The sequence below is a fragment of the Thalassovita autumnalis genome, assembly GCF_001458255.1.
GTDB lineage: Bacteria > Pseudomonadota > Alphaproteobacteria > Rhodobacterales > Rhodobacteraceae > Thalassobius > Thalassobius autumnalis.
In genome coordinates, this window is sequence record NZ_CYSB01000010.1 from 42,999 (window position 1) to 67,082 (window position 24,084).

Here is a 24,084-nt window from a genome sequence, read left to right on the forward strand (position 1 = left end):
TTACGTATCTAGCGAAATGGCCATCCCGTCGGTCCCTATGAACAAGGGGCCTGACCATCCGCGGCGGGTTTCGTCCCGCCAGTGGGTCTCAGTGAAATTCGGGTCGTCACAGGGGACGAGGTGATTGAGCGCCAGCTGTTTCACACCGGCCTCTTGGGCGATGCGGCCAACCTGATCGGCAGGGGCATGACTGCGTTCAAGGTGGATGCGCAACCGGTCATCGCCGTTGCCAACACGGGCACAGAGTGCCTCAATGCCGGCGGACAGCATCGCCTCATGCACCAAAATGTCAGCGCCTTCGGCAAAAGGCACCATTTCAGGGATCGGCGCGGTGTCGCCTGAGATCACAGCGCTGCAGGTGCCGCCGTCAAACCGCAGGGCAAAACTATCCTCGATCGGCGGATGTGCGTTGCGCAGCACCTTCATGGTCAAAGGTCCCAGCGCCTGCGCGCCCTCGGCAATCACCGAAATCTCCGCCAGCGGTGCCAGTTCGGGCCGTCCCTCATCGCGCAAACGCAGTGAGATGTCGAACTCCATTGAGGCGAGAAATCCCTGCCAATAGCGATCCAGACCGTCCGGCCCGATCACCGGAACGGGCTTGTTCAAACCGGCGGTCCAGGCGGTGTGGAACAGTGGTCCCAGCTCCAGGTAGTGGTCTGAATGCAGATGGGTGATAACAATCGCGTCCAAATCAGTCAGCGCCACACCGGCGTCACACAGCCCCCGGGTGCAGCCCAGACCTGCGTCCACCAACACGGTGAATCCGTCAATCTGCACGAGGGAGGAGGTCGGCATTCTTGTGCCCGGCCGGATTGCCGGCCCGCCTTTGGTGCCCAGAAGGACCACACGGTTCTCGCTCATCTCATTCACCTTATTCACGAAATGTGCCTTCGTGATTCCCTGCTATTCATCTTGTCGGAAATACTCTGGGGGAATTGGCCAAAGGCCAAGGGGGCAACGCCCCCCTGACCCCATAACGCATTCCAAACGTCACTTTTTGCCGGGCGTGCCGTCGAACTTCTTCTCCAGATCGGACCAGCAGTCGATGTAATCGTCCTGCAGCGGCGCCTCATTGGCGGCAAAACCGGTCAGGTGCTGCGGGAAGCGGGTCTCGAACATGAAGGACATGGTGTTATCCAGTTTCTCCGGCTGAAGATCCGCGTTGGACGCGCCCTCAAAGGCGTTTTTGTCCGGCCCATGGGGGATCATCATATTGTGCAGCGACATGCCACCGGGGATGAAGCCCTGCGGTTTGGCGTCATACTGGCCGTAGATGTTGCCCATCAGCTCGGACATGATGTTCTTGTGATACCACGGCGGGCGGAAGGTATCTTCCATCACCATCCAGCGTTCACGGAACAGCACAAAGTCGATGTTGGCGGTGCCCGGCACACCCGAGGGCGCAGTCAGCACGGTGAAGATTGACGGATCGGGGTGGTCAAACAGGATCGAACCGACCGGGCAGTAGGTGGTCAGATCGTATTTCACCGGGGCGTAGTTGCCGTGCCAGGCGACCACATCCAGCGGCGAATGGCCGATCTTGGTTTCGTGGAACTGGCCGCACCATTTGATCGTCACGGTCGAAGGCGCTTCGCGGTCCTCAAAGGCGGCCACCGGCGATTTGAAATCGCGGCGGTTGGCCATGCAGTTGGCGCCGATCGGGCCACGGCCGGGCAGTTCAAACTTCTGACCATAGTTTTCGCAGACAAAGCCGCGGCAGGGGCCTTCCAGCACCTCAACACGATAGAGCAGGCCACGCGGCAGGATGGCGATTTCCTGCGGGGCCAGATCGATGATTCCCAGCTCGGTGCAGAATCGCAGGCGGCCTTCTTGCGGCACCACCAGCAGTTCAGAATCAGCCGAGAAGAAGTAGCTGTCCACCATCGACTCGGTCACCAGATAGATGTGGCTTGCCATGCCGACCTGGGTGTTCACATCCCCGGCGGTGGTCATGGTGCGCATGCCGGTCAGCCAGGTCAGGCCCTGCTCACCCATCGGCACCGGATCCCAGCGATACTGCCCAAGGGAGATTACATCCGGGTCCACATGCGGCGCGGATTTCCAGTAAGGAAGATCGATTTTTTCGTAACGATGCGAATGCTTTACGCTGGGGCGAATACGGTAGCACCAGGTCCGTTCGTTCTGATGGCTGGGCGCGGTGAAGGCAGTGCCGGACAGCTGTTCACCATAGAGGCCATAGTTACACTTCTGCGGGCTGTTCATCCCCTGCGGCAGGGCGCCGGGCAGGGCCTCGGTCTCAAAGTCGTTGCCGAAACCGGGCATATAGCCGGGGGTGGTGCCCTCGGCGTTGGTGGCTTGGGTAAAGCTGTGGGGGTGGGCTTGCTTGTTCATGGCGGCTCCTCCTTTTCGCTTGCTTTGTTAATAGTTGTTTTTGTAACTAACAACGGGAGAGGACGTGAAATGTCGCAAAAAACTGACTTCGATTTACAGAATTTCCTGCCCTACCTTTTAAACCAGGCAGCCGAGGAAAGCAGCCTTGCGTTTCAAAAGGTCTATAAAGACCGATACGGCATGCTGCGCACGGAATGGCGGGTGCTGTTTCATCTGGGGATCTATGGTCGCATGTCGGCCAAGGAAATTGGCCAACGGTCCAAGATGCATAAAACCAAGATCAGTCGCGCCGTCGCCCGGCTGGAGGAACGCCGGTTTCTGACCCGTCAGGCCTCGGAGGAAGATCGCAGGCTGGAATATCTGCAGCTGACCCAGCAGGGACAGGCCGCCTATCGCGATTTGCTGGAGGTGGCCGAACGATATGACAGTCAGCTGACCGCAGCCCTCACCCCGGAAGAGGTGGTTGGGCTACGTGCGTTGCTTCGCAAATTAGCTGGAATGGGCTAGCGCCCAGCTTTGGGCCGGATCAGAAGTCCGGCTCAACCCCCGGCAGGTTCACCGCCTTGATCAGATCGCGCAGCTCCTGACGGGCTGCCACGTTGGAAATGTTGAGGCTGGAAATCCCGATGTCCTTCAGGTCCAGCAGGGTCAGACCGCGCGGGAACAGCTCGCGGAAGATGACGCGTTCGTTAAAGCCAGGGGCCACGCGGAAGCCGATGCGCTTGGCCAGATCGTCCAGCGCCTTGCCCATCTTTTCCTTGTTCACCATGTTCTGCGCGCCCAGACGGTTGCGCAGCACGATCCAGTCGATCGGCTTCAGCCCGGCCTGCGCCCGCAGCTGCCGCGCGTTCCAGACCATTTCTGAATAAACCGACGGGCCTTGGATTTTCTTGCCCTCGCCGTCGATCTTGGCCAGCAGATCAAAGTCCACAAAGCTGTCGTTCAGCGGGGTGATCAGCGTGTCGGCCAGCGAATGCGCAACTTGGCTCAGCCGGGTGTGCGACCCGGGGCAATCGATCATGATGAAGTCATGATCGGGTTCAAGCGAAGCGATGGCCGCGGACAGGCGGTGGTCATAGGGGTTTTCACCCGGCTTCAGATCACTTTGGTCGATCTGCGGCAGCTCGTGGTAATTCGGTGTCGGCAGATCCAGCCCGGCCTTCTCCATGAAGGCTTGGCGGTTCTCAACATAGCGGCCAAAGCTTTTCTGCCTCAGGTCCAGGTCCAGCACGCCCACACGTTTGCCCATCCGGGCCAGGGCGGTTGCGATATGCATCGACACGGTGGATTTGCCTGCGCCGCCCTTTTCGTTGCCGACGACAATGATATGCGCCATGGAGTTCTGTCCCTATACCTGCCTTGTTCCGGCTCATTGCCCACAGGATATTGTGGGCTTGGCCAATTGCAAAGCCTTGTTGCTGTCTTTGGACTGTCTGAATGGCATCTGTTGCAGAAATATGGAAGGGGGCGCGGGTGATTTCGCCCCCTGCCTTGGTGCTGGGATTTGGTTTCGATGCCGGTTAGTCTTGTCCCCTTGTTCGTGGGTGCATTCTGCTGACGCATATAGGGCAACAAAAAACCCCGCTCAATGGCGGGGTTTTCCGTATCAAATCGTTGGTAAAGCTTAGAAGCCCAGACCAGCGTATTTGTTTTTGAACTTCGACACGCGGCCGCCGGCGTCCAGCAGGCGGGCACCGCCACCGGTCCAAGCCGGGTGTACGGTGGGGTCGATGTCCAGCGCCAGAGTGTCGCCTTCGTTGCCCCAGGTCGAGCGCATCTTGATGATGGTGCCGTCGGTCATCTTCACGTCGATGAAGTGGTAGTCGGGATGGGTATCTGCTTTCATAGATCCGCTCCTTACGCTTTAGCCTTGGGGGCTTTGTAGTTGGTGACTTCTGCGATACGTGCGGATTTACCACGACGCGAGCGCAGGTAGTACAGTTTCGAGCGACGCACGCGGCCACGACGGATCACGGTGATCGAGTCGATGTTGGTCGAGTGCAGCGGGAATACACGTTCCACACCTTCGCCGAAAGAAATCTTGCGAACGGTGAACGAACCGGCAATGCCGACGCCGTTTTTACGGCTGATGCAAACGCCTTCGTAGTTCTGAACACGCGAGCGGGTGCCTTCGGTCACTTTGTAGCCGACACGGATGGTGTCACCGGCTTTGAAGTCGGGGATGTCTTTCCCCAGGGCGGCAACTTGTTCCGCCTCGAGCTGTGCGATCAGGTCCATATGACCATCTCCTATGATTGCTTGCGGTTGGCCCGCAAAGGTGAGTGCCGTCCCGAGAGCTCTTGGTCTTCGACCGGGTCCGCCGCAGCGCCCGCCAGAGGTCAGTTCGTTTTCTTATTTGCTGTAAGTCAGGTCCGAAGTGAGGCCGAAGAAGCACTCAGGAGCATATCCCACAGGTCCACAGACCGATTCCGGCCGTAGACGGGCGGTGTATAGGGGCAGCCCGCGCTGGGATCAAGCGCTATTCGGGCCGCCCCACCCTAAAAAACAGGGGGATCAGGCGGTCTGATCGTCGATCTTGGCGTCAGGGGCGTTTTTCTTGACTGACTCGATGCCGTTGTCGCGGCCCGAGGTGCTCTCATAGCTTTCCGAGGTGCCGATGACCTGGCCGTTGGTGGCCTTCAGGTTAAACATATGTTTGCCCGATTTGGTCTCTTTGCGTTCATAGCGCGCATCTTCGGGGGCGTTTTTCATCACCGAGGCGATGCCGTTTTCGCAGCTGGCTTTCTGCTTGTAGCCTTCCGAGGCCAGAATGATCTCGCCGTTGCCTGCTTTCAGACGGAAGCGGTATTCACCCGCTTTGTCTTCATAGATTTCAAATTTGCCTGCCATGAGGGTCTGTCTCCTCAAAAATCGTCGCGCGTTGCGGCGCTACAAATAGTGCTATGGTTGCGAGATTGCGGCAAAATCCGATGCAGATCAACAGCGTTGCGGGTGCCGCTAGGGTCAGCTTGACAGGGGGCTGGTCCGCCCGGCTAACTGACGGCGCATTGATTTTGATCGGGATATGTTATGCGGATTTTGAAACGGACGGCTGTGGCCCTGATCTTATTGGTGGGTGCTGCAGGGATTGGATATGCGCTGGCCGCGCGCCTGGCCCCAAAAGCAACGGCCGGCTATTTGGTGGCAACGCTCCGGGCGGTTTCTGGCCTTGAGGTGGCGGAGGCCGAAATCACCGTCAATTCCGATCCCTATCAGGTGGGCTACCTCGACAGTGGGGATGGCGCCGGGCTGCCGGTGGTCTTGCTGCATGGCGTTTTTGCCCGCAAGGAGCATTGGATCGATTTTTCCCGCCAGATCTCATCCGATCGTCGGGTGATTGCGCCGGATCTGCCGGGGTTTGGGGACAATGCGCTGATGCAGCCCGCGCTTTATGCCTATGAGCAGCAGGCGGAACATGTCATCGCCTTCCTTGATGCGCTTGGGCTGTATCAGGTGCATCTGGGCGCCAATTCCATGGGTGGGCAGATCGCAGGCCATATTGCCACGCGCTATCCTGAGCGGGTTGCCTCCGTCGCCTTCATCGGCAGCCCGGTTGGCGTGCCCACCGATCCGCCAAGTGAGATGGAACAGGCGATAGCAGCTGGCAACGCGCCACTTCTGGTGCAGAGCGAAGCGGATTTTGAGGCCCGGATGGAATGGCTGTTCCCCAAGGCACCCTTCATGCCCGCACCAGTTCTGCAAACATGGGCCAAGGCTGAGGCGGCACAGGCTGAGGCCAACGCGGCCATCTGGCAGCAGCTGTGGCAGACGGAAAACCCGCCCCTGATTGAGCTGGCCCCGGATATCGCGCAACCCAGTCTGGTGATCTGGTGCAAGGAGGACCGCGTCTTCCACCCCAAAGGGGCGAAGCTGCTGCAAGAAGCACTGCCCAACGGGCAGGCCGACGCACCGCGCAACTGTGGCCATCTGCCGATGCTCGACAAGCCGGGGCCGTCAGGCAAAATCTACGCTGCGTTTCTGGCGGAGTTGCCCTGAGGCGGCTCAGCCCTTTTTGTTGGTGAGGTAGCGTTCCCACATGTCGGGGCGGCGCTCTTGGGTGATTTTTTCACCCATCTCATGTCGCCATTCGTCCACCTTGCCGTGGTGGCCTGACATCAGAACCTCTGGGATTTCGCGCCCCATCCATTGTGCAGGGCGGGTGTATTGCGGATGTTCCAGCAGGCCGTTGGAATGGCTTTCATCCTCAATGCTTTCTGCATTGCCCAGCACATCTGGCAGCAGCCGCACCGTGGCATCCAGCATCGCCTGGGCCGCAATCTCACCCCCGGTCAGGACAAAATCGCCCAGTGACACCTCTTGGATCTGGTAGTGATCCAGCACCCGCTGATCGACACCTTCGAACCGGCCACACAGCAGTGTGACGCCATCACAGTCCGCCCATTGGCGTGCCATCGCCTGATCAAACCGACGCCCGCGCGGCGACAGGTAGACCAAGGGCCAGCGCCCGCGTGCGCCCTGCATGGTCTGTTCAATTGCATTGCCCAGAACATCAGGCCGCAGCACCATGCCGGCGCCGCCGCCTGCGGGCGTGTCATCCACGTTGCGATGTTTGCCAACGCCGAAGTCACGCAAATTGGTGGTTTCCAGCTGCCACTTGCCATCGCGCAGGGCGCGGCCGGTCAGACTTTCGCCCAAAACACCGGGGAAGGCATCCGGGAACAGGGTGATGATGCGCGCCGTCCAGACGCCAGCAAGGCGCGGATTGTGCTGCATCAGCTCCTGCGGTTTGAAGCTGGGCCGGATCGACAGGCGGCCGTGGGACTTGGGCTTTGGTTCGGGTGTATCGCTCATGCTGCGCTCTTACCCTGAGGGGTGGGGCCGGGGCAATCCCGACATCTGACCCAGCAGGTGCCGAAGATTGCCCTTGGGCTCAGCGGATCTTTAGGCGGCCGCGCGTTCGCCCAACTTGTGGGCGGCATCCAACCAGCCCTCAATCTTGGCGGGTTTGGCCGTGCGGACCGAGCCAAACTGCACAACGCGGCGCGGTTTGATCCCAACGAAGCCTAGAACCTGATTGCTGATCACCCGACGCCCCGGTTTGCGATAAAGCAGCCGGTCCAGCAGCGGCGGCGTATCGGAGGTGATGATCACATCGCCGGTCTTGCCCTCCAGCAGTTTGTTCCACTGCAGGCTTTTGGGACCTTTGTATTTAAAGGCAAAACCGGGCAGCAGGGCGCGGTCCAGCACCGATTTCATCCGCCCCGGCATCGCGCCCCACCAGTAGGGGTAGACGATCAGCACGTGATCGGCCCAGGTCATATTGTCCTGCCAGTTTTTCAGGTCCGGCTCCAGCTCCAGCCGCTTGCCGTCATAGCCGGCGAAAGCGCGGTCATCAAAATCCATATTCGCCAGGTTCATCCGTCGTACTTCGCTGCCAGCGGCGCGCGCTGCGGCCTCATAGCGGTCAGCAAGCGCGTCACACAAGCTGCTTTGTGCGGGGTGTCCGACCCAGATGAAAATGCGTTTTGCTTGTGAGGTTGTCATGACTTGTCCATCCAATCCTAAAAGGTGATAAATGCTCACATTTGATAACGTGACATATGATCATGTTTATGGCAGAGTCAAGAACGCAATTGAGAAAAGGAAATTCCGTGCCCGAAGATGCCGCCATTCAGCAGATCCTGCCGCGTAAGGAACCGGTGCAGGAGCGCAGCCGGAAACGGTTTGAACGGATCCTTGAGGAGGCCACCGGCCTGATCGACGCGCAGGGGGTGGATGCGGTCGCGATGAAGGAGATTGCGGCGGCAGCCGAAATCTCAATTGCCTCGCTTTATCAGTACTTTCCCGACAAGGCTGCGATCATCGCAACGCTGGCGGACCGCTTCTACCGCGAAGGTCAGACCTGCGTTCAATCGCTCTTTGCGACCGTTGCGGATGCCGCCTCTTTTGAGGCCGCGATGTTGGAAATGGTCGACAGCTACTATGGTTGTTTTTTGGAAATGCCCGGCGCCTTTGCGATCTGGCAGGCCACACAGGCCGACCGGCGGCTGCAGCTATTGGATGAGGAGGATTGCGCACTCCACGTCCAAACCGTGCAGGCGGCGATGCTGCGCACACACCCTGACGCCGATTCGCAATGGGTGGCGGAGGCCGAGGTGATGGCGAAGCTATTCGTTGGGGCCATTGCCGGTGCGGTGCGTGCGGCTGTTGCACTGCCCGAGGATGAAGCGCGCGATCTGCTGAACCTGTGCAAAACCCGCATGTTGCGCCCGGCGATCCGCGCCAGTCTTGCTGCTTAATCGCTGCCTTTTTGCTGCTTCAGCAGGGCTGCCTTCTGCGCCTTCAGCGTATCCCGGCTGAGGCCTTGGCGGTTCAACTGCAAAAAGATCCTGCGCAGGTCCTCTGACTGGCCGGTGTTCTGCGGTTCAGCCGGTGGCAGCGATGCCACCACGTCAGCGGGCACCCTCATCAGTTCCAGGATCATCGCGGCAGGCCCTTGGTGGTGATCGGCATAGTCTTCTAGCGCGCGAATATGCACCGGGGTTGGCGCCAGCGCCTTAGCGATCTTTTCGGCGTCTTTCTTCAGGTCGAAATTCGGGGGGAACAGATCCGAAAACCGCATCAGATCATCGCGCAGGTGGGTGGAGCGCAGTTGATGCCCATGGACAGACCGCAGCCAGCTGTCGCGGTCGCGCACTGAGTAGAGAAACTGCAGATCCATATAGTTGCCAAACCGGCGCTCCAGCCCGGCGCGTATATCCCGGGCCAGCATCCGGGCGGCGGGGTTGATATCTGTCAGGATCTCACCGTCCAGCCCACGGTGCCCGGGCATGATGCCTGCATAGTTTTCGCGGCTGATGACGATATTTCCATCCTCAGGCAGATCCGCAACAAAGCGGTTAAACCCCCGCCGAAAGGCACGGCGGCTGTCCTCGGTCAGGTGACGGCCAAATTCACGTGCCAAAGCGCCAGTGTCCCGCAGGCTATTGGGGCCGAAATAGTGAAAATACGGGCTTAGATCCTGCTGCACGCGGGCCAATTGGGCCTGCAGGCTGGTGGTGCCGGTTTTGTAAAATCCGGCATGGATCAGAATGCGCCGCCTGCTCATCGATCGGGATTATTCCGGGAACAGCCCCTCAGGCGGATCCGCGATGATGCGGCCAGAGGTCAGATCGACCGTCGGCACCGCAGCCAGGGTGAAGGGCAGCAGCACCGTGGTTTTCAGCCCCGGCCCGTGGATTTCCAGCAGATCACCGGCGCCGTGGTTCTGCACCGCCTTGACCACGCCCAGTTTGGTGCCGCCAGTATCAAACACCTCCAGCCCCATCAGATCGGTGTGGTAATATTCATCATCCGGCAGCGACGGCAGGCGATCGCGCGGCACGTAGAGCTTCACCCCTTTCAGGGCGTCGGCCTCTTCTTTGGTGGTGACATCTGACAGGCGCACCGACAGGCCGTTTTTGATCGTGTTAACGATGCCCACTTCAAAACTGCGGCTGCCATCTTCGGTGGTCAGCGGATTGTAATCGGCAATCGCGTCTGGTTCCGCGGTAAAACTTTTCAGCCGCACCTCGCCGCGCACCCCGAAGGCACCAGCGATGGAGGCCACACAGATCAGATCGTCAGTTTCACTCATGGTATCACCTAGGAAGCGGCAGGGCGTTTCCCCGTTGATAACGCCTTGGGCGGGCAGGGGCAATTCGCCAGTGTGACCGCAGGGTCAGCGGGTCTCGATGGGCAGTTGCCCGCGGCGATCTTCCCAGCCTTTGCGTTCCAGCTCAGGGGTGTCGCTGTCTTCGGCGGGGTAGCCAACACAGAGATAGCCCACCAGACGCCAGTCCTGGGGCACATCCAAATCCCGGCTCAACTGGTCCGGATCAAGGATGGAAACCCAGCCCATGCCGATCCCGCGGGCACGGGCGGCCAGCCAGAACAGGTTGATCGCCGAAACCACGGAATACCGCCGCATTTCCGGCATGGTGCCAGCCCCAAGGCCTGACCCCTTTTCGGTGCTTTCGTCGCAGTAGACCGCCAGCTGCACCGGCGCGTCCTGCATGCCCGAGAGTTTCAGCTGCGCATAAAGCGCGGCCTTTTCATCGCCATAGCCGGCCAGCGCATCGGCATTGGCGGATTGATAATTCTTTAATGCAGCAGCGCGCGCTGCAGCGCTTTCGATCCGGATCACCCGCCAGGGTTCCGACAGCCCAACAGAAGGGGCCTTCAAAAACGCGTCGAGGCACTGCGTGAGCAGTGCCTCGTCAACAGGATCTTTACGGAAGTGACGCACATCGCGCCGCCACCGCATGAGATCGTCCAGATCGCGCTGGAATGTTTCTGGGAAGACCCGCATCCCAGCGCTCCCTGTCTGTTACTTACTCTTCAGCAGCGGCTTCGGCAGCTTCAGCTGCTTTGGCGGCTTTTTCTTCAGCGCGCTCCTGAGCTTTCTTGCCGGGTACGGCTTTCTCAGGGTTGTTACGCTCTTTCTTGGCCAGAACGCCTGCGGCTTCCAGGAAGCGCGACACACGGTCGGACGGCTGAGCGCCCTGGTCCAGCCAGTACTGAACGCGTTCCATGTTCAGCTTTACGCGCTCTTCGCTGTCTTTCGGCAGCAGCGGGTTGTAGGTGCCCAGTTTCTCGATGAAACGGCCGTCACGCGGCATGCGCGAGTCAGCGGCAACAACGCGGTAGAAAGGACGTTTTTTCGAACCACCACGGGCCAGACGGATTTTCATTGCCATTGTTAGATCTCCTTTAGATGGCGTGTGCCGGCTGAGCCGGCAATTCGTTTTCCAGTTGCTTCCCCTGAGGGAGGAGGCGGGGTTACTCCTGGTGTTTTTTGTGGTGCTGAATGACTTCAGCGATGATGAAGTTCAGGAACTTCTTGGCGAAATCGGGGTCCAGGTCGGCCCGGTCTGCCAGATCTTCAAGCCGTGCGATCTGCTTGGCCTCACGGGCCGGATCGGACGGGGGAAGGTCATGTGCCGCTTTCAGCTTGCCCACGGCCTGGGTGTGCTTGAAGCGCTCCCCCAGGGTGTAAACAAGGATGGCGTCCAAACGGTCGATGCTTTCGCGGTGCTCTTTCAGCAGCTCCGCAGCGCGGGAAACAGCGTCAGTCAAGGGCGAATCCTTTCGGTTTGAACAGCGGGTCGGCGTAGTTGGCGATTTCCATCTCAATGCCGTGGCTCAGCTGGCTGCCTGCCAGTTGGTCTGCGGTGGGATGGCGGTAAACGATGTCATGGCCGTCGACGGTGGCGGCGCCTTGGTCCTTTTCAGCGCCCAGACGTTCGGCCAGGCGGATCGAATCCAGATTTTTAGGGTCGATGTAGGACACCGCAGTGGTCCACCCCATGTTGGAATAGAGGTAGTTACGCACCGCATGGGTGGCTTCCAGCGCGTAGCCGTGACCGGCCACTTCGGGCCAGATGATCCAGGCCAGCTCGGCCTCAGGCCATTTGGCGGGTTTCCAGCCACCGGCCATGCCCAATGTCTTGCCGCTGTCGCGGTCATAGATCACCCACATGCCATAGCCGCGGATCTGCCAATGGCCGATCTCTGCTGCATAAAGCATCCAGGTTTCATAATCGTTCAGCGGGCCACCCATGAAACGGGCGCGGTAGCTGGTGAAGGTCGACTTGAAGCTGGGGTAAGCCTCGGGCGTTGGGCCACGCAGGACTAAGCGCTGGGTTTCCAGAACAGGGATTTCAACTGGCATCAGCTTACCCCCCATTTTGCATGGCGGTAGATCCGCACCGGATGGCCTGAGATGTCACCATCCCGTTCAAAGCGCGCGCCCAGCCGTTCGGCCAAGGCGATCGAGCGGGTGTTGCCCGCATCGATATGGCTGATTGGCGCGGTGATGCCCCAGGTGGCGGCGGCGTGTTCGCGCACCTTCTGCGCCGCTTCAAAGGCATAGCCTTTTCCCTCGGCCGCCTCATAAAGGTTCCAGCCCAGTTCCGGTTCGCTCCAGCCTTCGGCCTCAACAATGCCCGTGCCACCAACGACCGTGCCGGTGGTTTTTTCTTCCAGCATGTAAAAGCCGTAGCCTTTGATCACCCACTGACCGATCATTGAGGTCAGCTTGCGCCAGGTGTCCAGACGGCTCAGCGGGCCACCGATGAATTGCGCACGTTCACTGCCCCAGAAGGCAATCAAGCCTTCCAGATCCCGTTCCTGCGGCTGGCGCAGGATCAAACGCTCGGTTTCGAGCGCTGGGATGGGCAGATCAAAGCTCATGCATAGCTCTCCATGCCGCCATCGGCGATATCGGCCGGGGCCATGTGGCGCCAGATTTCCACGTCGCCAAAACGGACATGGTTGAAGACACCATCCTGTTTGGCACCCATCCGCTGCGCCACTTTGCGTGAGGCATGGTTTTCCGGGGCGACCAGCGAAATTGCGGTCTGCCAGCCCAGAACGTCATAGGCATAGCTGCGGGCGGCCAGCGCCGCCTCGGTTGCGTAGCCCTTGCGGCCAAAGCCATCAAACAGGTCCCAGCCAATTTCTGCCTCGGGCCAGCCTTCGGGGTTCCACAAGCCGACCATGCCGCAGGGCTTGCCGGTTTCTTTTTCCACCAGGGTCCAGCGGCCATAGCCCATCAGGTTCCAGTGGCCGGCTTCCAACGCAAGGTGGCGCCAGACCTGATCCGGGGCCATTTGGCCACCGACATAACGGGCGCGCTCAGAATCGTAGAAGGCGCAGAGCGGCTCAAAATCCTCAATCGAAGGCGCGCGCAGGATCAGTCGTTCGGTTTCCAGGGTGGGAATGGTCACATTCATGACAGCGGACCTTTCGAAACAACGGGGGCATGACGCCAGATCTGGGTGTCGGCGTCGCTGGCGGCCACATCCAGATGGGCGCCCAGACGTTCAGCCAGACGGGCCGAGCGGGTGTTGGCAGGATCAACGCAGCTGACCAGCACCGGCAGGTGCAGATCGCGCAGGGCAAAATCACGCGCGGCGGCTGCGGCTTCGGTGGCATAGCCCTGACCTTCACCCGCTTCGGTGAACAGGTAGCCCAGTTCCGGCTCCTGATCGCTATATTCCATGCCGACCAGCACAAAGCCCAACAGCGCCTCATCCGAACGCCGTTCCACCGCCCAAAGGCCGGTGCCGCGCAGCAGCCAGCCCGCCACATACTGTGAGAAGTCCAAGAGCGCCGCTTCGCGGTCAAACGGGCCATCCAGCCCTTCGGCACGGTCGCCCATCAGGATCTCGGCATAGGCCGGGAAATCGGCAAGGGTTGGCGCGCGCAGGGTCAGCCGTTGGGTGACCAGCTCAGGCACAAGCTGAGAGAAGCGGCCCGCAAGGGTCGCTGCAGGCTCCGAAATCGGGGCCTCCCAGGGATATGCCTGAATGTTGCTCACTTATTTCTTCTTTCCGAAACCAGAGAGGCCGCCGGGCAATCCGCCCATGCCACCCAGACCCGGCAGACCGCCGGGCAGGCCTTTGCCGCCTCCCATGGCTTTGGCGGCCGCTTCCAGGGCTTTCGGGTCCAGCTGGCTGGGGTCCATGCCGCCCATCGCGGCCATATCAGCCGGTGAGGCACCTTTGCCCATCAGGCCCTTCATGGCCTGTTTCATCATCTTGCCTTTGCCCATTTTTCCCATCTTCTTCATCATGTCCGCCATCTGGCGGTGCATCTTCAGAAGTTTGTTCAGGTCGCTGACCTGCTGGCCGGCACCGGCGGCAATCCGTTTTTTGCGGCTGGCCTGCAGCAGGGCGGGGTTGGCGCGTTCTTTCTTGGTCATCGACTGGATCAGCGCGATCTGGCGCTGGATCACCTTGTCGTCCATACCGGCGTCCTGCACCTGCTTGGCCATTTTGCCCATGCCGGGCATCATGCCCATGATGCCTTCCATGCCGCCCATCTTGAGCATCTGTTCCAGCTGCATCTTCAGGTCGTTCATGTTGAACTGACCTTTGGTGAAGCGCTTCATCATCCGCTCGGCCTGTTCGGCCTCGATGGTTTCCTGCGCCTTTTCCACCAGGGCAACGATGTCGCCCATGCCAAGGATACGGCCCGCGATCCGGTCCGGCTCGAAGGTTTCGAGCGCGTCCATCTTTTCGCCAAGACCGACGTATTTGATTGGCTTGCCAGTCACGGCACGCATTGACAGGGCAGCACCGCCGCGGCCGTCACCGTCCATCCGGGTCAGGACAACGCCGGAGATGCCGATCTTGTTGTCGAACTCCTCGGCCACCTCAACGGCGACCTGACCGGTCAGACCGTCAACCACCAAGAGGGTTTCGCGCGGGCTGACAACGTCACGAACGTCCTCAACCTCTTTCATCAGCACTTCGTCGATCTGCAAACGGCCCGCGGTGTCCAGCATGTAGACGTCATAGCCGCCCATGGTGGCCTGCTGTTTGGCGCGTTTGGCGATATCAACCGGGGTCTGGCCCGGCACGATCGGTAGGGTGTCCACACCGATCTGCTGACCCAGAACGGCCAGCTGATCCATCGCTGCCGGGCGATAAACGTCAAGCGAGGCCAAGAGCACGCGCTTGCCGTCTTTCTCTTTCAGACGTTTGGCCAGCTTACCGGTGGTGGTGGTTTTACCCGAGCCCTGCAGGCCGACCATCAGAATCGGGGCAGGCGGGTTGTCGACCTTCAGCGCGCCGGGATCGCCTTCGCCGCGCAATACATCGATCAGCGCGTCATGCACGATCTTCACGACCTGCTGGCCGGGGGTCACCGATTTGGTCACGGCCTGACCAGTTGCCTGTTCCTGCACCTTCTTGACGAAGTCACGGGCCACCGGCAGCGAAACGTCCGCTTCCAGCAGGGCCACACGCACTTCGCGCAGGGCGGTTTTGACGTCCTCTTCGGACAGCGCGCCCTGTTTTGTCAGACGATCAAAGACACCGCCAAGGCGTTCAGATAGATTTTCAAACATTGGCGCCGCTCCTAACTTCAGCACATTTCCGATGTCCTACAGGTAGGTAGAACAGCCCCATAAGCCAATGTCCCCCGTGGGCGAAACTCGCTGACGGGGGGCGATCCTTGCAAAGGCGAAGGACCGGAAGACAATTGGGGCTTCCGGATGTTGGGTTGGGCGATACGCCGATTGCAGGGCAGAGTCAAGCGCCGTAGGGGTTTGACCTGCTTTTGGCGGTCTAAACCTGCGTGCTCAGCGTGCCGCCATGCGTTGGTTCAGCCGCCACAGCCCCCAGGCCAGCGGAACCGCGGCCAGACCACCAATGACATAGGCCAGTGGCTCATCGGCAAAGGTCTCAAAGAACTGGGTGTAGGCATGGATCGCGGCAAAGGTCATGGCCGTGTTGAACAGCCCGCGGATATTGCGATGGGCCGCCCAGAAAATCATGGCAACCAGCGCAACCGCCCAGAGGATCGAATAGACATCATCCGAAATGCGGGTGGCCTGATCGTAAAAGGCATCACGCGCCGCGCGGTAGGCGGCCCACTGGGCGTCATTGTCACCGGCGTCGGCAAAATCAAAGAAGTCCGGGCCCCAGAGGTGCTCCCCAATGACATCCCCCCAAAGCGATCCGACCAGCGCACACATATTGGCCACAACAAAGGCCAGCACCGCCGCGATCCGTGCATGGCGCGCTGTGCGTTCTGTGCTGCGCTGCGCCAATAGGACACAGCCCGCGATCAGCAGTCCCATCTGCAGGATCGAAAGGGTCGGCTCGGGTGAGTAAAACACATAGATTGCGTGGAAATAGCCAGATCCCGTGTCCAGCGCCTGGGCAAAGGGCACGATGGCAATGGCGGTGATCAGCCGTATGTCGGTGTGCCACCCTGTCAGCGCCAGCAGCACCGCCGCATAAAGGAAAAACAGCGCTTTGATCCCGCCGAACAGATCCGCCTGTTCCAGCAAGAGGGCAAAGCCCCCGATATGCAGGGTAACCCCGGTCAGCAGCAGCGCCGTCAGCACAAAGCCTGCTTTTGGCGCGGGTAGTGACAATCGCCAGGCGCAGAGGCCCGCGATGCCGGCACCGGCCAGGGCAAAGGCCCAGCCGGCGATGTCTTCGGCCTTGTCTATCAGCTCCACCGTGCCGCCACCGATCAACATGCCGGCCCCGATCAGCGCGGATGCATTACCAAACATCCGGTAGGTGTCGCCATCACGTGACAGCACCCAAAGACCGGCTGCCAGCATCAGGCCGCCCAGCACCGCAACGGCAAAGGCATCGGCCAGCCAGAATATGAACCCGCCGGTGGCCGCCAGAATGCCGAAACACAGCACCGCGTTGACGGCCATGGTCACCATGGCATCGCGGGCGCGGGCCTCAATCTCGCGGGCTTGGTCGGGGGTGATGATCTGGTCAGCAACCAGTTGTTTGGTGTCGGCAACGGCGAACATGATGAAATCCAATGTGTAAAAGCACCCATCACAGGGCACGGCGCCAGCATAGGCGCGCCAGGCTGGATTTCAAAATGATTGGTTAATTATTGGGCAGTCAGCCCGAAACGGTTATCCCGATTTTGCCCACATGGGCCTTTTTCAGGAATGCCTCCTGCGCGGCCCTCAGCTCTGCCAGCGGGTAGGTCATCGCCACGGTCGGCTTGATCTCCCCCTGTTCGATGTAGCGCACCAGATCGCTGAAAACGCTGTCCGCCTGCTGGGTGCAGCCAAAGAATGTCAGGTCCTTGAGGTAAAGCGTGCGCAGATCCAGATCCACAATCGGCCCGGCAATGGCACCGGACACGGCGTAGCGCCCACTGGGGCGCAGTGCATCCAGCAGACGCGGCCAGCTGTCGCCCCCCACCAAATCCAAAACCACGTCAAAGCTGTTCTCTGCCAGAGCCGCGTCACGGTTCAGTGTTTCATCCGCGCCGAGATCGCGCAGCGCCTCAGCCTTGCTGGCGCTGGTCACAGCGGTCACATGGGCACCGCGCCGTTTCGCCAGTTGGATCGCCGCCGAACCCACGCCGCCTGAAGCCCCGGTGATCAGCACCCGCTCGGCACCAAGGCCCGCGCGTTGGATCATCCCCTCGGCCGTGGAAAAGGCGCAGGGGAAGCTGGCCAGTTCCACATCGCTGAGGTGGGAGGTGATCCGCACCGCATCATGGCTGCGGATGGTGGTGTATTCAGCAAACCCCCCGTCGCGTTCGGATCCAAAGGTGATCAACGGAAGGTCAGGGTCGTTGGGGCCGGGCCTGTGCATGGCGCGGATCAACACGCGTTCGCCCACCCGCGCCTCCGACACCTCAGCGCCGACCGCCACGATGCGGCCACAGCAGTCTGCCCCTTGGATACGCGGGAACTGCAACGCCCCTGACCAGCCACCATCGGCATCGGCGGCTGCGCCAAACCCATCGGTGCCTGAGGCGGTATCGCCCTCAACCGATTTGGAATACCAGCCGATGCGGGTGTTGATATCTGTGTTGTTCACCGCCGCGGCGCCCACCTGCACCAGCACCTCATCCGGGCGGGGCTGCGGCACCGGCAGATCCTCGCGCCACTCCAGACAATCCATTCCCCCATGCGCGGTGAGAACCATGGCTTTCATCGTTTTGGGCAGGGACATTGCGGCCTCCGGTCTGTGGGGTGCTAGCTGAGGTAGAGCGATCACTTTACCTTTGCATGGGTAGAGCGTTCACTCTACATCTGTCAATATGTCAGACACGCCCAACCAAACTGCACAGAAAATCGCTGCCGGATTAGAGCAGGCTTTTGCAAAACATGGTTTTGCTGAACCAAATGTCGAGGTTTTGCGCGATGCGGCCGGGGTTAGTCTGCGCACGCTTTACAAATACATGCCGTCCCGATCGGACATGGTACTGGCCGCGTTGGAGCATCGCCATCAGCGGTATCTGAACCACATGTTTTCCGCCTTGCCTGGGGGGGCAGGGGACGCGGCAACAGGTCCCGCTGTGTTTGCCGAACTGTTGCGGCGCGTCGGTCAGTGGATGGTTGAGGAGGCTTCACATGGCTGCCTGTTCCACGCCGCGGTTGCAGCGGCGCCGACGGATCAGGCCCTTCAAAGTCTCTTGCAGCGACACAAGGCTGAGGTCGCCGGCAAAGCGGCCAGCGCCGTAGGGCTGCCGGATCAAAGCGCCGCCCTTTTGATGATCTTTGAAGGGGTCACGCAATGCTGGCCCTTGCAGGGGCAGGCTACCTTGCGCACAGCGCAGGCGCTGGGCCGGGGGCTGTTCGCGGCTGAACTGGCTTAAGCCTTTAACGGTACGGCACGAGTTGTATCGGTGGCGGTGAAATACCCCTGCGCCTGTTTCGGCTGATCAGACAGGTCCAGTTTGATGCTGCCCCAAAGGTTTCCCGCGATACCGTTGTTTGACAGGACCGCGCAGGCCTGCGCCCGCTCCGCGCAGATATAAAGCCCGCAGGTGGACCCGGCGGTGCCGCCTGAATGAAACAGAAACCCGGGTGCGGCGGGGTCATAGTTGATCGAAATCCAGCCCCAGGCCTGCGCCATGGGTTGAAAGCTGCCCTTTTTGCCTAGCCCCACAAGCGGTGTGGAAGACCGTGCAATGGCACGGTCCAGCGGGGTGCTGGAACTGCTGAACGCATGGATCACCCGGTCTGAGAACAGCGCCAGATCGCGCCCCGTTGATTTCAGGCATCCAGCGCCTGCCAAGGCTTCAAACACCCAAGGGTTCACCGGCTTGCCCTTGGGCAGCCGTGGCGTGGCAAATCGCGTCAAGTGCTCAGGGCTAAGCTGGTCTGTGGTGTCTTGCAGGCCTAGCGGGGCGATCACCCGTTCTGTCAGCAGATCCACAAAGGGGCGTCCGGTCTGCATCGCCAGCGCCTCCCCCAGCAGACCATACCCTAGGTTGGAATAGGCATGGCGCGGCGTGGCACCGGGATCTTTGCCCGACCAGTTGCGAAACCAGTCCAACAACTCGGCGCGCGCAAAGCTTGCATAGGGGCCGTCCGCTGACTGGTTCAGCACCGCCTTCCACAAGGGCTTGTAGTAATTCGGCAACCCACTGGTGTGGGAGGTCAGGCGTTCCGGCGTGATCCACTCGGGCACCACGCCCAGATCCGGTGCCATCTCGCGCAGGGGCGCTTGCGGATCAACCTTGCCCTCTTCGATCATCAGGCATAGCAAAATCGCGGTGAACACCTTGGTGATGGACCCAATCTCATAAATCACATCTTCGGGCGCGACCCCGGCCAAGGGCACGCCCGCTTGCTGATAGGCGGCCTGTCCACCAGCAAAACGGACCCCCGTCACAGTGTGCTTGGGGCCGGTATAGGTGTTCATCATGGCCGTCAGGCGTTCAGTCTGTGGATGTATCGTCATAGCGGGCACACGGTTTGCTTTCACTGACGAACAATGGGGAGCGTGGTGGCGAATTTCCAGAGTGGCCCCAGCAGATAACCGTCAAATACCTCAAGTGCGACGCCCAAAGGCCCCTTTAGCTGAGGCGCCCCAATGCAAAAAAGCCCCCGACGCGAAGGTCAGGGGCTTTTGACAGTCGTGGAGTGGCGCGTGGGGATCAGGCCGCCAGTTCCGCGATATGTGCGTTGGCCGCTTTCAGCGAGGCCTCGGCATCGATGGCGCCTTTGTCTGCGACGACAAACTGAACATCGGTGATGCCGATAAAGCCCAGAACATGGCGCAAGTAGCCCGAGGCAAAGTCATAATCCGACCCAAAGGCTGTGCCGCCCGAGGTATAGGCGATGATCGCACGGGTGTTTTTGATCAGGCCCTCGGGGCCATTTTCCGTGTAGCTGAAGGTGACGCCAGCGCGGGCAACGTGGTCAATCCAGGCTTTCAGCTGGCTTGGCGCGGAGAAGTTGTAGACGGGCAGGCCAATCACAACGGTATCGGCCTCTTTCAACTCGGCAACCAGCGTGTCTGCCAGATCGGCCGCGTCGTTCTGGTCTGCGGTGCGGGCATCCGCAGGGGTGTTCACGGCTGCCAGCCAGGCGCCGTCAATCTGGCCCAGATGGGTGGCCGCCAGATCGCGATAGGTCACTTCTGTGTCAGCGTGGCTGGATTGCAGCTTTTCGACGATCGCGCGGGTCAGCCCTTTGGAGACCGAATTGTCTGCAGTGATGGCTGAGTCGATGTGGAGAACTTTATGGGTCATTGTCTTATTCCTCAGAGTGGTGGGGTGGTGCTGTGGTTTGTCTGGAACGCAATTTAGCTCTTGCACATTCGAACACAATTTGCGTAATTCGACATAAAGTGTGATAATTTGCACATATGGGCGAGCCTGGCCACAGACGGCCCTTCGCCGATCATTGAGCATTAGGGCAGGTGATATGGACAACTGGGATGAGGTGCGGACCGCCTATCAGGTGGCCAGAATGGGAACCGTCAGCGGGGCGGCAGAAATCCTGGGCGTGCACCACGCCACGGTGATCCGTCACATCGACGCGCTTGAGGGGCGTTTGGGCGTCAAACTGTTCCAACGCCATGCGCGCGGCTATACCCCAACCGAGGCAGGCACCGATCTGATGCGGGTGGCCCAGACCACCGACGAACAGCTCAGCCAGCTGGCCAGCCGTGTCAAAGGGCAGGGCAATGATGTCTCAGGTGAATTGGTGATCACCTCGCTGGCGGGCCTCTCCGGCCTGTTGATGCCAGCGTTAGCAGATTTTCAGGAAAAATACCCTGAGGTAATTCTGCGCTTCCTGACTGGGGACCGATTGTTCCGCCTGGAATATGGTGAGGCGCATGTGGCGATCCGTGCAGGACGCGCGCCAGAAGAGCCTGACAATGTTGTGCAGCCGCTGATGTCGCAGGGGTCCAGCCTCTATGCCTCCAAGGAGTATCTGGAAAAATACGGCATGCCCCAGTCGGAGACGGATTTTGCCAATCACCGCTTTGTCTGCTCGGACGATCGCAACAGTCGTGCCCCGTTCAATCGCTGGATCTGGGAAAACATCCCTGAAGAAAACATCGTCTTCCGCTCCTCGGACCCACGCGCTGTGGGCATGGCGATGCAGGCGGGCATTGGCATTGGCTACGCCACCAAGTGGAGCGCCGAGCAAAACCCCGAGCTGGAAAAGATCTGCGCCCACAAAGAGGAATGGCCGTCGCCCCTGTGGCTGGTGACCCATGTGGATCTGCACCGCACCACCAAGGTGCAGGCTTTCCTGAGCCATATTAAAGAATACGCCAAAAGCTGGACCTAATCCCAATGCGTCAATCCACGCGCGGCCATCTGGCCATGCTGATCTTCTCGTCGCTTGTGGCGGGGTCGTTTTCGCTTGGCTCACTTGCGGCCAATGAACTGGCCCCGGCCGCGCTGAATGCAGTGCGTTTTGCCATCGCGGCGGCGGTTCTGGGGGCGGTGGCTCTGGCGACCACCGGCTTGCCGCGCCAGATGTGGCAGGCACCGTGGCGCTACCTGCTGTTGTCGGGGTTCTTTGCCAGCTATTTCATCCTGATGTTTGAGGGGTTGAAGACCGCCCCGCCGGTCTCTGCCGCAGCGGTCTTTACGCTGACACCGATCATGAGCGGGCTGGCGGGCTATGTCCTGTTGCGCCAGATCACCACGCGCCACATGGCAACGGCCTTGGTGATCGGTGGGGCTGGCGCCCTCTGGGTGATTTTCCGCGCAGACCTGCAGGCGCTCCTGGGGTTTGAGGTTGGCCGGGGTGAGGTGATCTATTTCATCGGCTGCGCAGCCCATGCGGTCTACACGCCTATGGTGCGCAAGCTAAACCGGGGTGAATCGGCGCTGCAGTTTTCCTTTGGTGTGACGCTGGCCTGCTGTTTGGTCGCCATGCTCTGGGGCTGGGGTGATATCGTGGCCACGGATTGGTCGGCGCTGCCGGGTATTGTCTGGATCACCATCCTCTATGTGGCGATCTTCGCCTCCGCTGCCACCTTTGTGCTGTTGCAGTTCGCCGCACTGCGCATCCCGTCCGCCAAAGTGATGGCCTATACCTATCTGGTGCCCAGCTGGGTTCTGGTCTGGGAGGTGGCGCTGGGCCACGGCGTGCCGCAGGTGTTGGTTCTGGGTGGTGTGGCGCTGACCATCGTGGCGCTGATCATGCTGCTCAAGGACGAAGGAGCGGGTTAGCCGGCTTCCTGTTCGGGCTCAATTGGGTCCTTAACGGGATCATCTGCCAGTTCGACTTCGAGGAACCGCTCAAAAGCGTCCAGATTGATCGCTTCAAACTGGCCAAACCCCTGCATCCAGACGCTGGCTTCGCGCAGGGCGTCTGGCTCCAGCTTGCACCATTTCACCCGGCCGCGCTTTTCTTGGGAGATCAGCCCGGCATTGGCCAGGATTGTCAGGTGTTTGGACACTGCTGCCAGTGACATATCAATCGGTTCGGCCACATCCGTGACCGCCATGTCATCCTCCAGCAGCATCGAAAGGATCTGTCGCCGGGTCGGATCCGCCAAGGCCGCGAAGACCGTGTCCAATGTAGGTTTATCAGCCATAGGCCCTGCCTAGCGGCTGTGTTGGGGGATGGTCAATGGCTGGCAGTAGCTCGTGCTGAGGCCGGTTCTGAGATCGGTGCTAAATAAAACTCAACCAATTCGTTAAATAACGCAAAACCCCTTGAATTTGCCTTGGGGTCACCGGTCCGCCCGACGCGGTTGCGCAGTGAGGCGGAAAAATTTGTTTTAAAACAGTACATTGAGTGGTTGCAAATGCCGCATTCAGCGCTGTTGACTCTGACCCCCCAGCCCCTTAGCAAGGCGCCAGTCATCCATAGGGGCTTTGCGCGTGACCGATCCAGAGCAAAAACAGCGACTAGAAGCGCTGGAAGCTAAGATCGAGGCGGCCAAAGAGGCACAGGCACCGAGGCCCCGCGTGGATGAACACTATTCCATGGCAAATCATGCCTGGCGAATGGTGGTCGAATTAGTCTCCGGTCTTGGGATCGGGTTTGGCATAGGATACGGGCTGGACAGCCTGTTCGGGACGATCCCGATCTTCCTTGTCACATTTACATTGTTGGGTCTTGCGGCCGGGATACAGACGATGATCCGAACCGCGCGTGAGATCGAAACGCAGAAATTGGCCGAAGAGGCCGAGAACGACGAGAGGGCATAAACGTGGCAAGCGAAGCACAAGGCGCCAAAGAGGGTGGTCTCGAATTTCACCCGATGGATCAGTTCATCGTTAAGCCGCTGTTCGGTGGTGATGAAATCGCATGGTACACCATCACCAACGTGACCCTGTGGATGGCGCTGGCCGTGATCGGCATCACCGCAATGATGGTGATCGGCACCTCGCGTCGCGCCATGATCCCGTCGCGCAGCCAGTCGATCGGTGAACTGGCCTATGGCTTCATCTACAAGATGGTTGAAGACGTCGCCGGCAAAGATGCGGTGAAGTTCTTCCCCTACATCATGACTCTCTTCATGTTCATCGTCTTCGCCAACTTCCTTGGCCTCTTGCCGATGAGCTTCACCACCACCTCGCATTTCGCTGTGACCATCACTCTGGCCCTCCTGGTGTTTGTCACTGTGACCGTGGTTGGTTTTGTTAAAAACGGCGCTGCCTTCCTTGGCCTGTTCTGGGTCAGCTCGGCACCGCTGGCGCTGCGTCCGATCCTGGCCGTGATCGAAGTAATTTCCTACTTCGTCCGCCCGGTCAGCCACAGCATTCGTCTGGCAGGCAACGTGATGGCCGGCCACGCAGTTATCAAGGTGTTCGCAGGCTTCGCTGCGCTGGCTGTTGTCAGCCCGCTGTCGATCGTCGCCATCACCGCGATGTACGGTCTTGAGGTCCTGGTGGCCTTCATCCAGGCCTACGTCTTTACCATTCTGACCTGTGTATATCTGAAAGATGCTCTGCATCCGTCGCACTAAGGTCTGAACCTCACACCACTTTTTCTAACTTCCAATCGTAAGGAGATACACA

Annotated in this window: 31 protein-coding genes; 8 read left to right on the forward strand and 23 right to left on the reverse strand. The window is 60.1% G+C overall.

Annotation, left to right across the window (positions count from 1 at the left end; all coding sequences use genetic code 11):
- Together TL5118_RS03910 and hmgA are read right to left on the reverse strand one after the other, a co-directional pair.
- On the reverse strand, nucleotides 1-861 hold the full coding sequence (locus tag TL5118_RS03910) for an MBL fold metallo-hydrolase (protein ID WP_058245561.1): 861 nt from the start codon (nucleotides 859-861) through the stop codon (nucleotides 1-3).
- A 129-nt stretch (nucleotides 862-990) separates the two neighbouring features.
- Entirely contained in the window at nucleotides 991-2,352 is a 1,362-nt protein-coding gene (gene hmgA / locus TL5118_RS03915) for a homogentisate 1,2-dioxygenase (RefSeq protein WP_058245560.1), read from the reverse strand.
- A gap of 69 nt (nucleotides 2,353-2,421) precedes the next feature.
- On the opposite strand from hmgA, the gene TL5118_RS03920 reads away from it, so the two are divergent.
- The gene (locus TL5118_RS03920; RefSeq protein ID WP_058245559.1) at nucleotides 2,422-2,859 is read left to right on the forward strand and encodes a MarR family winged helix-turn-helix transcriptional regulator; all 438 of its coding nucleotides are present in this window, start codon (nucleotides 2,422-2,424) and stop codon (nucleotides 2,857-2,859) included.
- A gap of 19 nt (nucleotides 2,860-2,878) precedes the next feature.
- Here TL5118_RS03920 and TL5118_RS03925 read toward each other — a convergent pair whose 3' ends face one another.
- From TL5118_RS03925 to TL5118_RS03940, 4 genes are all read right to left on the reverse strand, one after another.
- Nucleotides 2,879-3,688, reverse strand: a complete 810-nt coding sequence (locus tag TL5118_RS03925; protein WP_058245558.1) for a division plane positioning ATPase MipZ — start codon at nucleotides 3,686-3,688, stop codon at nucleotides 2,879-2,881.
- A 288-nt stretch (nucleotides 3,689-3,976) separates the two neighbouring features.
- Nucleotides 3,977-4,198, reverse strand: coding sequence for a 50S ribosomal protein L31 (gene rpmE, locus TL5118_RS03930; RefSeq protein ID WP_058245557.1), 222 nt, complete (start codon nucleotides 4,196-4,198; stop codon nucleotides 3,977-3,979).
- 11 nt (nucleotides 4,199-4,209) lie between these two features.
- Nucleotides 4,210-4,590 (reverse strand): 50S ribosomal protein L19, encoded by a 381-nt coding sequence (gene rplS / locus TL5118_RS03935; RefSeq protein ID WP_058245556.1) that lies wholly within the window; start codon nucleotides 4,588-4,590, stop codon nucleotides 4,210-4,212.
- 276 nt (nucleotides 4,591-4,866) lie between these two features.
- A complete protein-coding gene (locus TL5118_RS03940; protein ID WP_058245555.1) occupies nucleotides 4,867-5,202 on the reverse strand; it encodes a YegP family protein in 336 nt (111 codons plus the stop codon).
- Nucleotides 5,203-5,382: 180 nt separating this feature from the next.
- Here TL5118_RS03940 and TL5118_RS03945 point away from each other — a divergent pair, with 180 nt between their 5' ends.
- A complete protein-coding gene (locus TL5118_RS03945; RefSeq protein ID WP_058245554.1) occupies nucleotides 5,383-6,348 on the forward strand; it encodes an alpha/beta fold hydrolase in 966 nt (321 codons plus the stop codon).
- Nucleotides 6,349-6,354: 6 nt separating this feature from the next.
- On the opposite strand, the gene trmD is transcribed toward TL5118_RS03945, so the two are convergent.
- Nucleotides 6,355-7,164, reverse strand: coding sequence for a tRNA (guanosine(37)-N1)-methyltransferase TrmD (gene trmD / locus TL5118_RS03950; RefSeq protein ID WP_058245553.1), 810 nt, complete (start codon nucleotides 7,162-7,164; stop codon nucleotides 6,355-6,357).
- Between the two features lie 90 nt (nucleotides 7,165-7,254).
- Entirely contained in the window at nucleotides 7,255-7,857 is a 603-nt protein-coding gene (locus tag TL5118_RS03955; RefSeq protein ID WP_058245552.1) for an NAD(P)H-dependent oxidoreductase, read from the reverse strand.
- Nucleotides 7,858-7,964: 107 nt separating this feature from the next.
- Here TL5118_RS03955 and TL5118_RS03960 point away from each other — a divergent pair, with 107 nt between their 5' ends.
- Nucleotides 7,965-8,612 carry a TetR family transcriptional regulator gene (locus TL5118_RS03960; protein WP_058245551.1) on the forward strand — a complete coding sequence of 216 codons (648 nt, stop codon included), beginning with the start codon at nucleotides 7,965-7,967 and terminating at the stop codon, nucleotides 8,610-8,612.
- Here the strand turns inward: TL5118_RS03960 and TL5118_RS03965 are convergent.
- The 12 genes from TL5118_RS03965 to TL5118_RS04020 all read right to left on the reverse strand — a co-directional run bounded on the left by TL5118_RS03965 (nucleotide 8,609) and on the right by TL5118_RS04020 (nucleotide 17,810).
- A complete protein-coding gene (locus TL5118_RS03965) occupies nucleotides 8,609-9,421 on the reverse strand; it encodes a sulfotransferase family protein (RefSeq protein WP_058245550.1) in 813 nt (270 codons plus the stop codon). The two genes, TL5118_RS03960 and TL5118_RS03965, sit on opposite strands and share 4 nt — an antisense overlap.
- A 9-nt stretch (nucleotides 9,422-9,430) precedes the next feature.
- Nucleotides 9,431-9,949: a ribosome maturation factor RimM gene (gene rimM / locus TL5118_RS03970; protein ID WP_058245549.1), complete on the reverse strand. Its 519-nt coding sequence runs from the start codon at nucleotides 9,947-9,949 to the stop codon at nucleotides 9,431-9,433.
- 84 nt (nucleotides 9,950-10,033) lie between these two features.
- Entirely contained in the window at nucleotides 10,034-10,663 is a 630-nt protein-coding gene (gene bluB, locus TL5118_RS03975) for a 5,6-dimethylbenzimidazole synthase (protein ID WP_058245548.1), read from the reverse strand.
- A gap of 22 nt (nucleotides 10,664-10,685) precedes the next feature.
- Nucleotides 10,686-11,051: a 30S ribosomal protein S16 gene (gene rpsP / locus TL5118_RS03980; RefSeq protein ID WP_058245547.1), complete on the reverse strand. Its 366-nt coding sequence runs from the start codon at nucleotides 11,049-11,051 to the stop codon at nucleotides 10,686-10,688.
- Nucleotides 11,052-11,133: 82 nt separating this feature from the next.
- The gene (locus tag TL5118_RS03985; protein ID WP_058245546.1) at nucleotides 11,134-11,430 is read right to left on the reverse strand and encodes a chorismate mutase; all 297 of its coding nucleotides are present in this window, start codon (nucleotides 11,428-11,430) and stop codon (nucleotides 11,134-11,136) included.
- Nucleotides 11,423-12,025, reverse strand: a complete 603-nt coding sequence (locus tag TL5118_RS03990; protein WP_058245545.1) for a GNAT family N-acetyltransferase — start codon at nucleotides 12,023-12,025, stop codon at nucleotides 11,423-11,425. Before TL5118_RS03990 ends, TL5118_RS03985 begins: the two co-directional genes overlap by 8 nt.
- Nucleotides 12,025-12,546, reverse strand: a complete 522-nt coding sequence (locus TL5118_RS03995) for a GNAT family N-acetyltransferase (protein WP_058245544.1) — start codon at nucleotides 12,544-12,546, stop codon at nucleotides 12,025-12,027. Before TL5118_RS03995 ends, TL5118_RS03990 begins: the two co-directional genes overlap by 1 nt.
- Nucleotides 12,543-13,088 carry a GNAT family N-acetyltransferase gene (locus TL5118_RS04000; protein ID WP_058245543.1) on the reverse strand — a complete coding sequence of 182 codons (546 nt, stop codon included), beginning with the start codon at nucleotides 13,086-13,088 and terminating at the stop codon, nucleotides 12,543-12,545. The genes TL5118_RS03995 and TL5118_RS04000 overlap by 4 nt, the downstream gene beginning before the upstream one ends.
- On the reverse strand, nucleotides 13,085-13,675 hold the full coding sequence (locus tag TL5118_RS04005; protein ID WP_058245542.1) for a GNAT family N-acetyltransferase: 591 nt from the start codon (nucleotides 13,673-13,675) through the stop codon (nucleotides 13,085-13,087). The genes TL5118_RS04000 and TL5118_RS04005 overlap by 4 nt, the downstream gene beginning before the upstream one ends.
- The gene (gene ffh / locus TL5118_RS04010; RefSeq protein ID WP_058245541.1) at nucleotides 13,676-15,208 is read right to left on the reverse strand and encodes a signal recognition particle protein; all 1,533 of its coding nucleotides are present in this window, start codon (nucleotides 15,206-15,208) and stop codon (nucleotides 13,676-13,678) included.
- A 234-nt stretch (nucleotides 15,209-15,442) separates the two neighbouring features.
- A complete protein-coding gene (locus TL5118_RS04015) occupies nucleotides 15,443-16,642 on the reverse strand; it encodes a hypothetical protein (RefSeq protein WP_179945304.1) in 1,200 nt (399 codons plus the stop codon).
- Between the two features lie 97 nt (nucleotides 16,643-16,739).
- Nucleotides 16,740-17,810 (reverse strand): alcohol dehydrogenase family protein, encoded by a 1,071-nt coding sequence (locus TL5118_RS04020; protein WP_058245540.1) that lies wholly within the window; start codon nucleotides 17,808-17,810, stop codon nucleotides 16,740-16,742.
- Between the two features lie 88 nt (nucleotides 17,811-17,898).
- On the opposite strand from TL5118_RS04020, the gene TL5118_RS04025 reads away from it, so the two are divergent.
- Complete coding sequence (locus tag TL5118_RS04025) at nucleotides 17,899-18,456, forward strand: TetR/AcrR family transcriptional regulator (protein WP_058245539.1); 558 nt, start codon at nucleotides 17,899-17,901, stop codon at nucleotides 18,454-18,456.
- On the opposite strand, the gene TL5118_RS04030 is transcribed toward TL5118_RS04025, so the two are convergent.
- A complete protein-coding gene (locus TL5118_RS04030) occupies nucleotides 18,453-19,547 on the reverse strand; it encodes a serine hydrolase domain-containing protein (protein WP_058245538.1) in 1,095 nt (364 codons plus the stop codon). The genes TL5118_RS04025 and TL5118_RS04030 overlap by 4 nt on opposite strands.
- 196 nt (nucleotides 19,548-19,743) lie before the next feature.
- On the reverse strand, nucleotides 19,744-20,340 hold the full coding sequence (locus TL5118_RS04035; protein WP_058245537.1) for an FMN-dependent NADH-azoreductase: 597 nt from the start codon (nucleotides 20,338-20,340) through the stop codon (nucleotides 19,744-19,746).
- Nucleotides 20,341-20,515: 175 nt separating this feature from the next.
- Here TL5118_RS04035 and TL5118_RS04040 point away from each other — a divergent pair, with 175 nt between their 5' ends.
- Complete coding sequence (locus TL5118_RS04040) at nucleotides 20,516-21,391, forward strand: LysR family transcriptional regulator (protein ID WP_058245536.1); 876 nt, start codon at nucleotides 20,516-20,518, stop codon at nucleotides 21,389-21,391.
- 5 nt (nucleotides 21,392-21,396) lie between these two features.
- The gene (locus TL5118_RS04045; RefSeq protein WP_058245535.1) at nucleotides 21,397-22,284 is read left to right on the forward strand and encodes a DMT family transporter; all 888 of its coding nucleotides are present in this window, start codon (nucleotides 21,397-21,399) and stop codon (nucleotides 22,282-22,284) included.
- Here the strand turns inward: TL5118_RS04045 and TL5118_RS04050 are convergent.
- A complete protein-coding gene (locus TL5118_RS04050; protein WP_058245534.1) occupies nucleotides 22,281-22,652 on the reverse strand; it encodes an ArsR/SmtB family transcription factor in 372 nt (123 codons plus the stop codon). The genes TL5118_RS04045 and TL5118_RS04050 overlap by 4 nt on opposite strands.
- Nucleotides 22,653-22,941: 289 nt before the next feature.
- Between TL5118_RS04050 and TL5118_RS04055 the strand changes: the two genes are divergently transcribed.
- Complete coding sequence (locus TL5118_RS04055; RefSeq protein WP_058245533.1) at nucleotides 22,942-23,271, forward strand: AtpZ/AtpI family protein; 330 nt, start codon at nucleotides 22,942-22,944, stop codon at nucleotides 23,269-23,271.
- Between the two features lie 53 nt (nucleotides 23,272-23,324).
- Nucleotides 23,325-24,032: a F0F1 ATP synthase subunit A gene (locus TL5118_RS04060; RefSeq protein WP_370701662.1), complete on the forward strand. Its 708-nt coding sequence runs from the start codon at nucleotides 23,325-23,327 to the stop codon at nucleotides 24,030-24,032.
- The last annotated feature ends 52 nt before the right edge of the window (nucleotides 24,033-24,084 follow it).

Excerpts from the sequence above, each read along its gene's own strand:
- TL5118_RS03920 (WP_058245559.1), top strand. The coding sequence starts at position 2,422 with ATGTCGCAAAAAACTGACTTCGATTTACAGAATTTCCTGCCCTACCTT.
- TL5118_RS04050 (WP_058245534.1), bottom strand. The coding sequence starts at position 22,652 with ATGGCTGATAAACCTACATTGGACACGGTCTTCGCGGCCTTGGCGGAT.
- ffh (WP_058245541.1), bottom strand. The coding sequence starts at position 15,208 with ATGTTTGAAAATCTATCTGAACGCCTTGGCGGTGTCTTTGATCGTCTG.
- TL5118_RS04045 (WP_058245535.1), top strand. The coding sequence starts at position 21,397 with ATGCGTCAATCCACGCGCGGCCATCTGGCCATGCTGATCTTCTCGTCG.
- trmD (WP_058245553.1), bottom strand. The coding sequence starts at position 7,164 with ATGAGCGATACACCCGAACCAAAGCCCAAGTCCCACGGCCGCCTGTCG.
- rplS (WP_058245556.1), bottom strand. The coding sequence starts at position 4,590 with ATGGACCTGATCGCACAGCTCGAGGCGGAACAAGTTGCCGCCCTGGGG.
- rimM (WP_058245549.1), bottom strand. The coding sequence starts at position 9,949 with ATGAGTGAAACTGACGATCTGATCTGTGTGGCCTCCATCGCTGGTGCC.
- TL5118_RS03945 (WP_058245554.1), top strand. The coding sequence starts at position 5,383 with ATGCGGATTTTGAAACGGACGGCTGTGGCCCTGATCTTATTGGTGGGT.
- TL5118_RS03990 (WP_058245545.1), bottom strand. The coding sequence starts at position 12,025 with ATGCCAGTTGAAATCCCTGTTCTGGAAACCCAGCGCTTAGTCCTGCGT.
- TL5118_RS03940 (WP_058245555.1), bottom strand. The coding sequence starts at position 5,202 with ATGGCAGGCAAATTTGAAATCTATGAAGACAAAGCGGGTGAATACCGC.
- rpmE (WP_058245557.1), bottom strand. The coding sequence starts at position 4,198 with ATGAAAGCAGATACCCATCCCGACTACCACTTCATCGACGTGAAGATG.
- TL5118_RS03955 (WP_058245552.1), bottom strand. The coding sequence starts at position 7,857 with ATGACAACCTCACAAGCAAAACGCATTTTCATCTGGGTCGGACACCCC.
- TL5118_RS03925 (WP_058245558.1), bottom strand. The coding sequence starts at position 3,688 with ATGGCGCATATCATTGTCGTCGGCAACGAAAAGGGCGGCGCAGGCAAA.
- hmgA (WP_058245560.1), bottom strand. The coding sequence starts at position 2,352 with ATGAACAAGCAAGCCCACCCCCACAGCTTTACCCAAGCCACCAACGCC.
- TL5118_RS04025 (WP_058245539.1), top strand. The coding sequence starts at position 17,899 with ATGTCAGACACGCCCAACCAAACTGCACAGAAAATCGCTGCCGGATTA.
- TL5118_RS04040 (WP_058245536.1), top strand. The coding sequence starts at position 20,516 with ATGGACAACTGGGATGAGGTGCGGACCGCCTATCAGGTGGCCAGAATG.
- TL5118_RS03965 (WP_058245550.1), bottom strand. The coding sequence starts at position 9,421 with ATGAGCAGGCGGCGCATTCTGATCCATGCCGGATTTTACAAAACCGGC.
- TL5118_RS03910 (WP_058245561.1), bottom strand. The coding sequence starts at position 861 with ATGAGCGAGAACCGTGTGGTCCTTCTGGGCACCAAAGGCGGGCCGGCA.
- TL5118_RS03995 (WP_058245544.1), bottom strand. The coding sequence starts at position 12,546 with ATGAGCTTTGATCTGCCCATCCCAGCGCTCGAAACCGAGCGTTTGATC.
- TL5118_RS04030 (WP_058245538.1), bottom strand. The coding sequence starts at position 19,547 with ATGACGATACATCCACAGACTGAACGCCTGACGGCCATGATGAACACC.
- TL5118_RS04000 (WP_058245543.1), bottom strand. The coding sequence starts at position 13,088 with ATGAATGTGACCATTCCCACCCTGGAAACCGAACGACTGATCCTGCGC.
- TL5118_RS04035 (WP_058245537.1), bottom strand. The coding sequence starts at position 20,340 with ATGACCCATAAAGTTCTCCACATCGACTCAGCCATCACTGCAGACAAT.
- bluB (WP_058245548.1), bottom strand. The coding sequence starts at position 10,663 with ATGCGGGTCTTCCCAGAAACATTCCAGCGCGATCTGGACGATCTCATG.
- TL5118_RS04015 (WP_179945304.1), bottom strand. The coding sequence starts at position 16,642 with ATGTTCGCCGTTGCCGACACCAAACAACTGGTTGCTGACCAGATCATC.
- rpsP (WP_058245547.1), bottom strand. The coding sequence starts at position 11,051 with ATGGCAATGAAAATCCGTCTGGCCCGTGGTGGTTCGAAAAAACGTCCT.
- TL5118_RS04020 (WP_058245540.1), bottom strand. The coding sequence starts at position 17,810 with ATGTCCCTGCCCAAAACGATGAAAGCCATGGTTCTCACCGCGCATGGG.
- TL5118_RS04060 (WP_370701662.1), top strand. The coding sequence starts at position 23,325 with ATGGATCAGTTCATCGTTAAGCCGCTGTTCGGTGGTGATGAAATCGCA.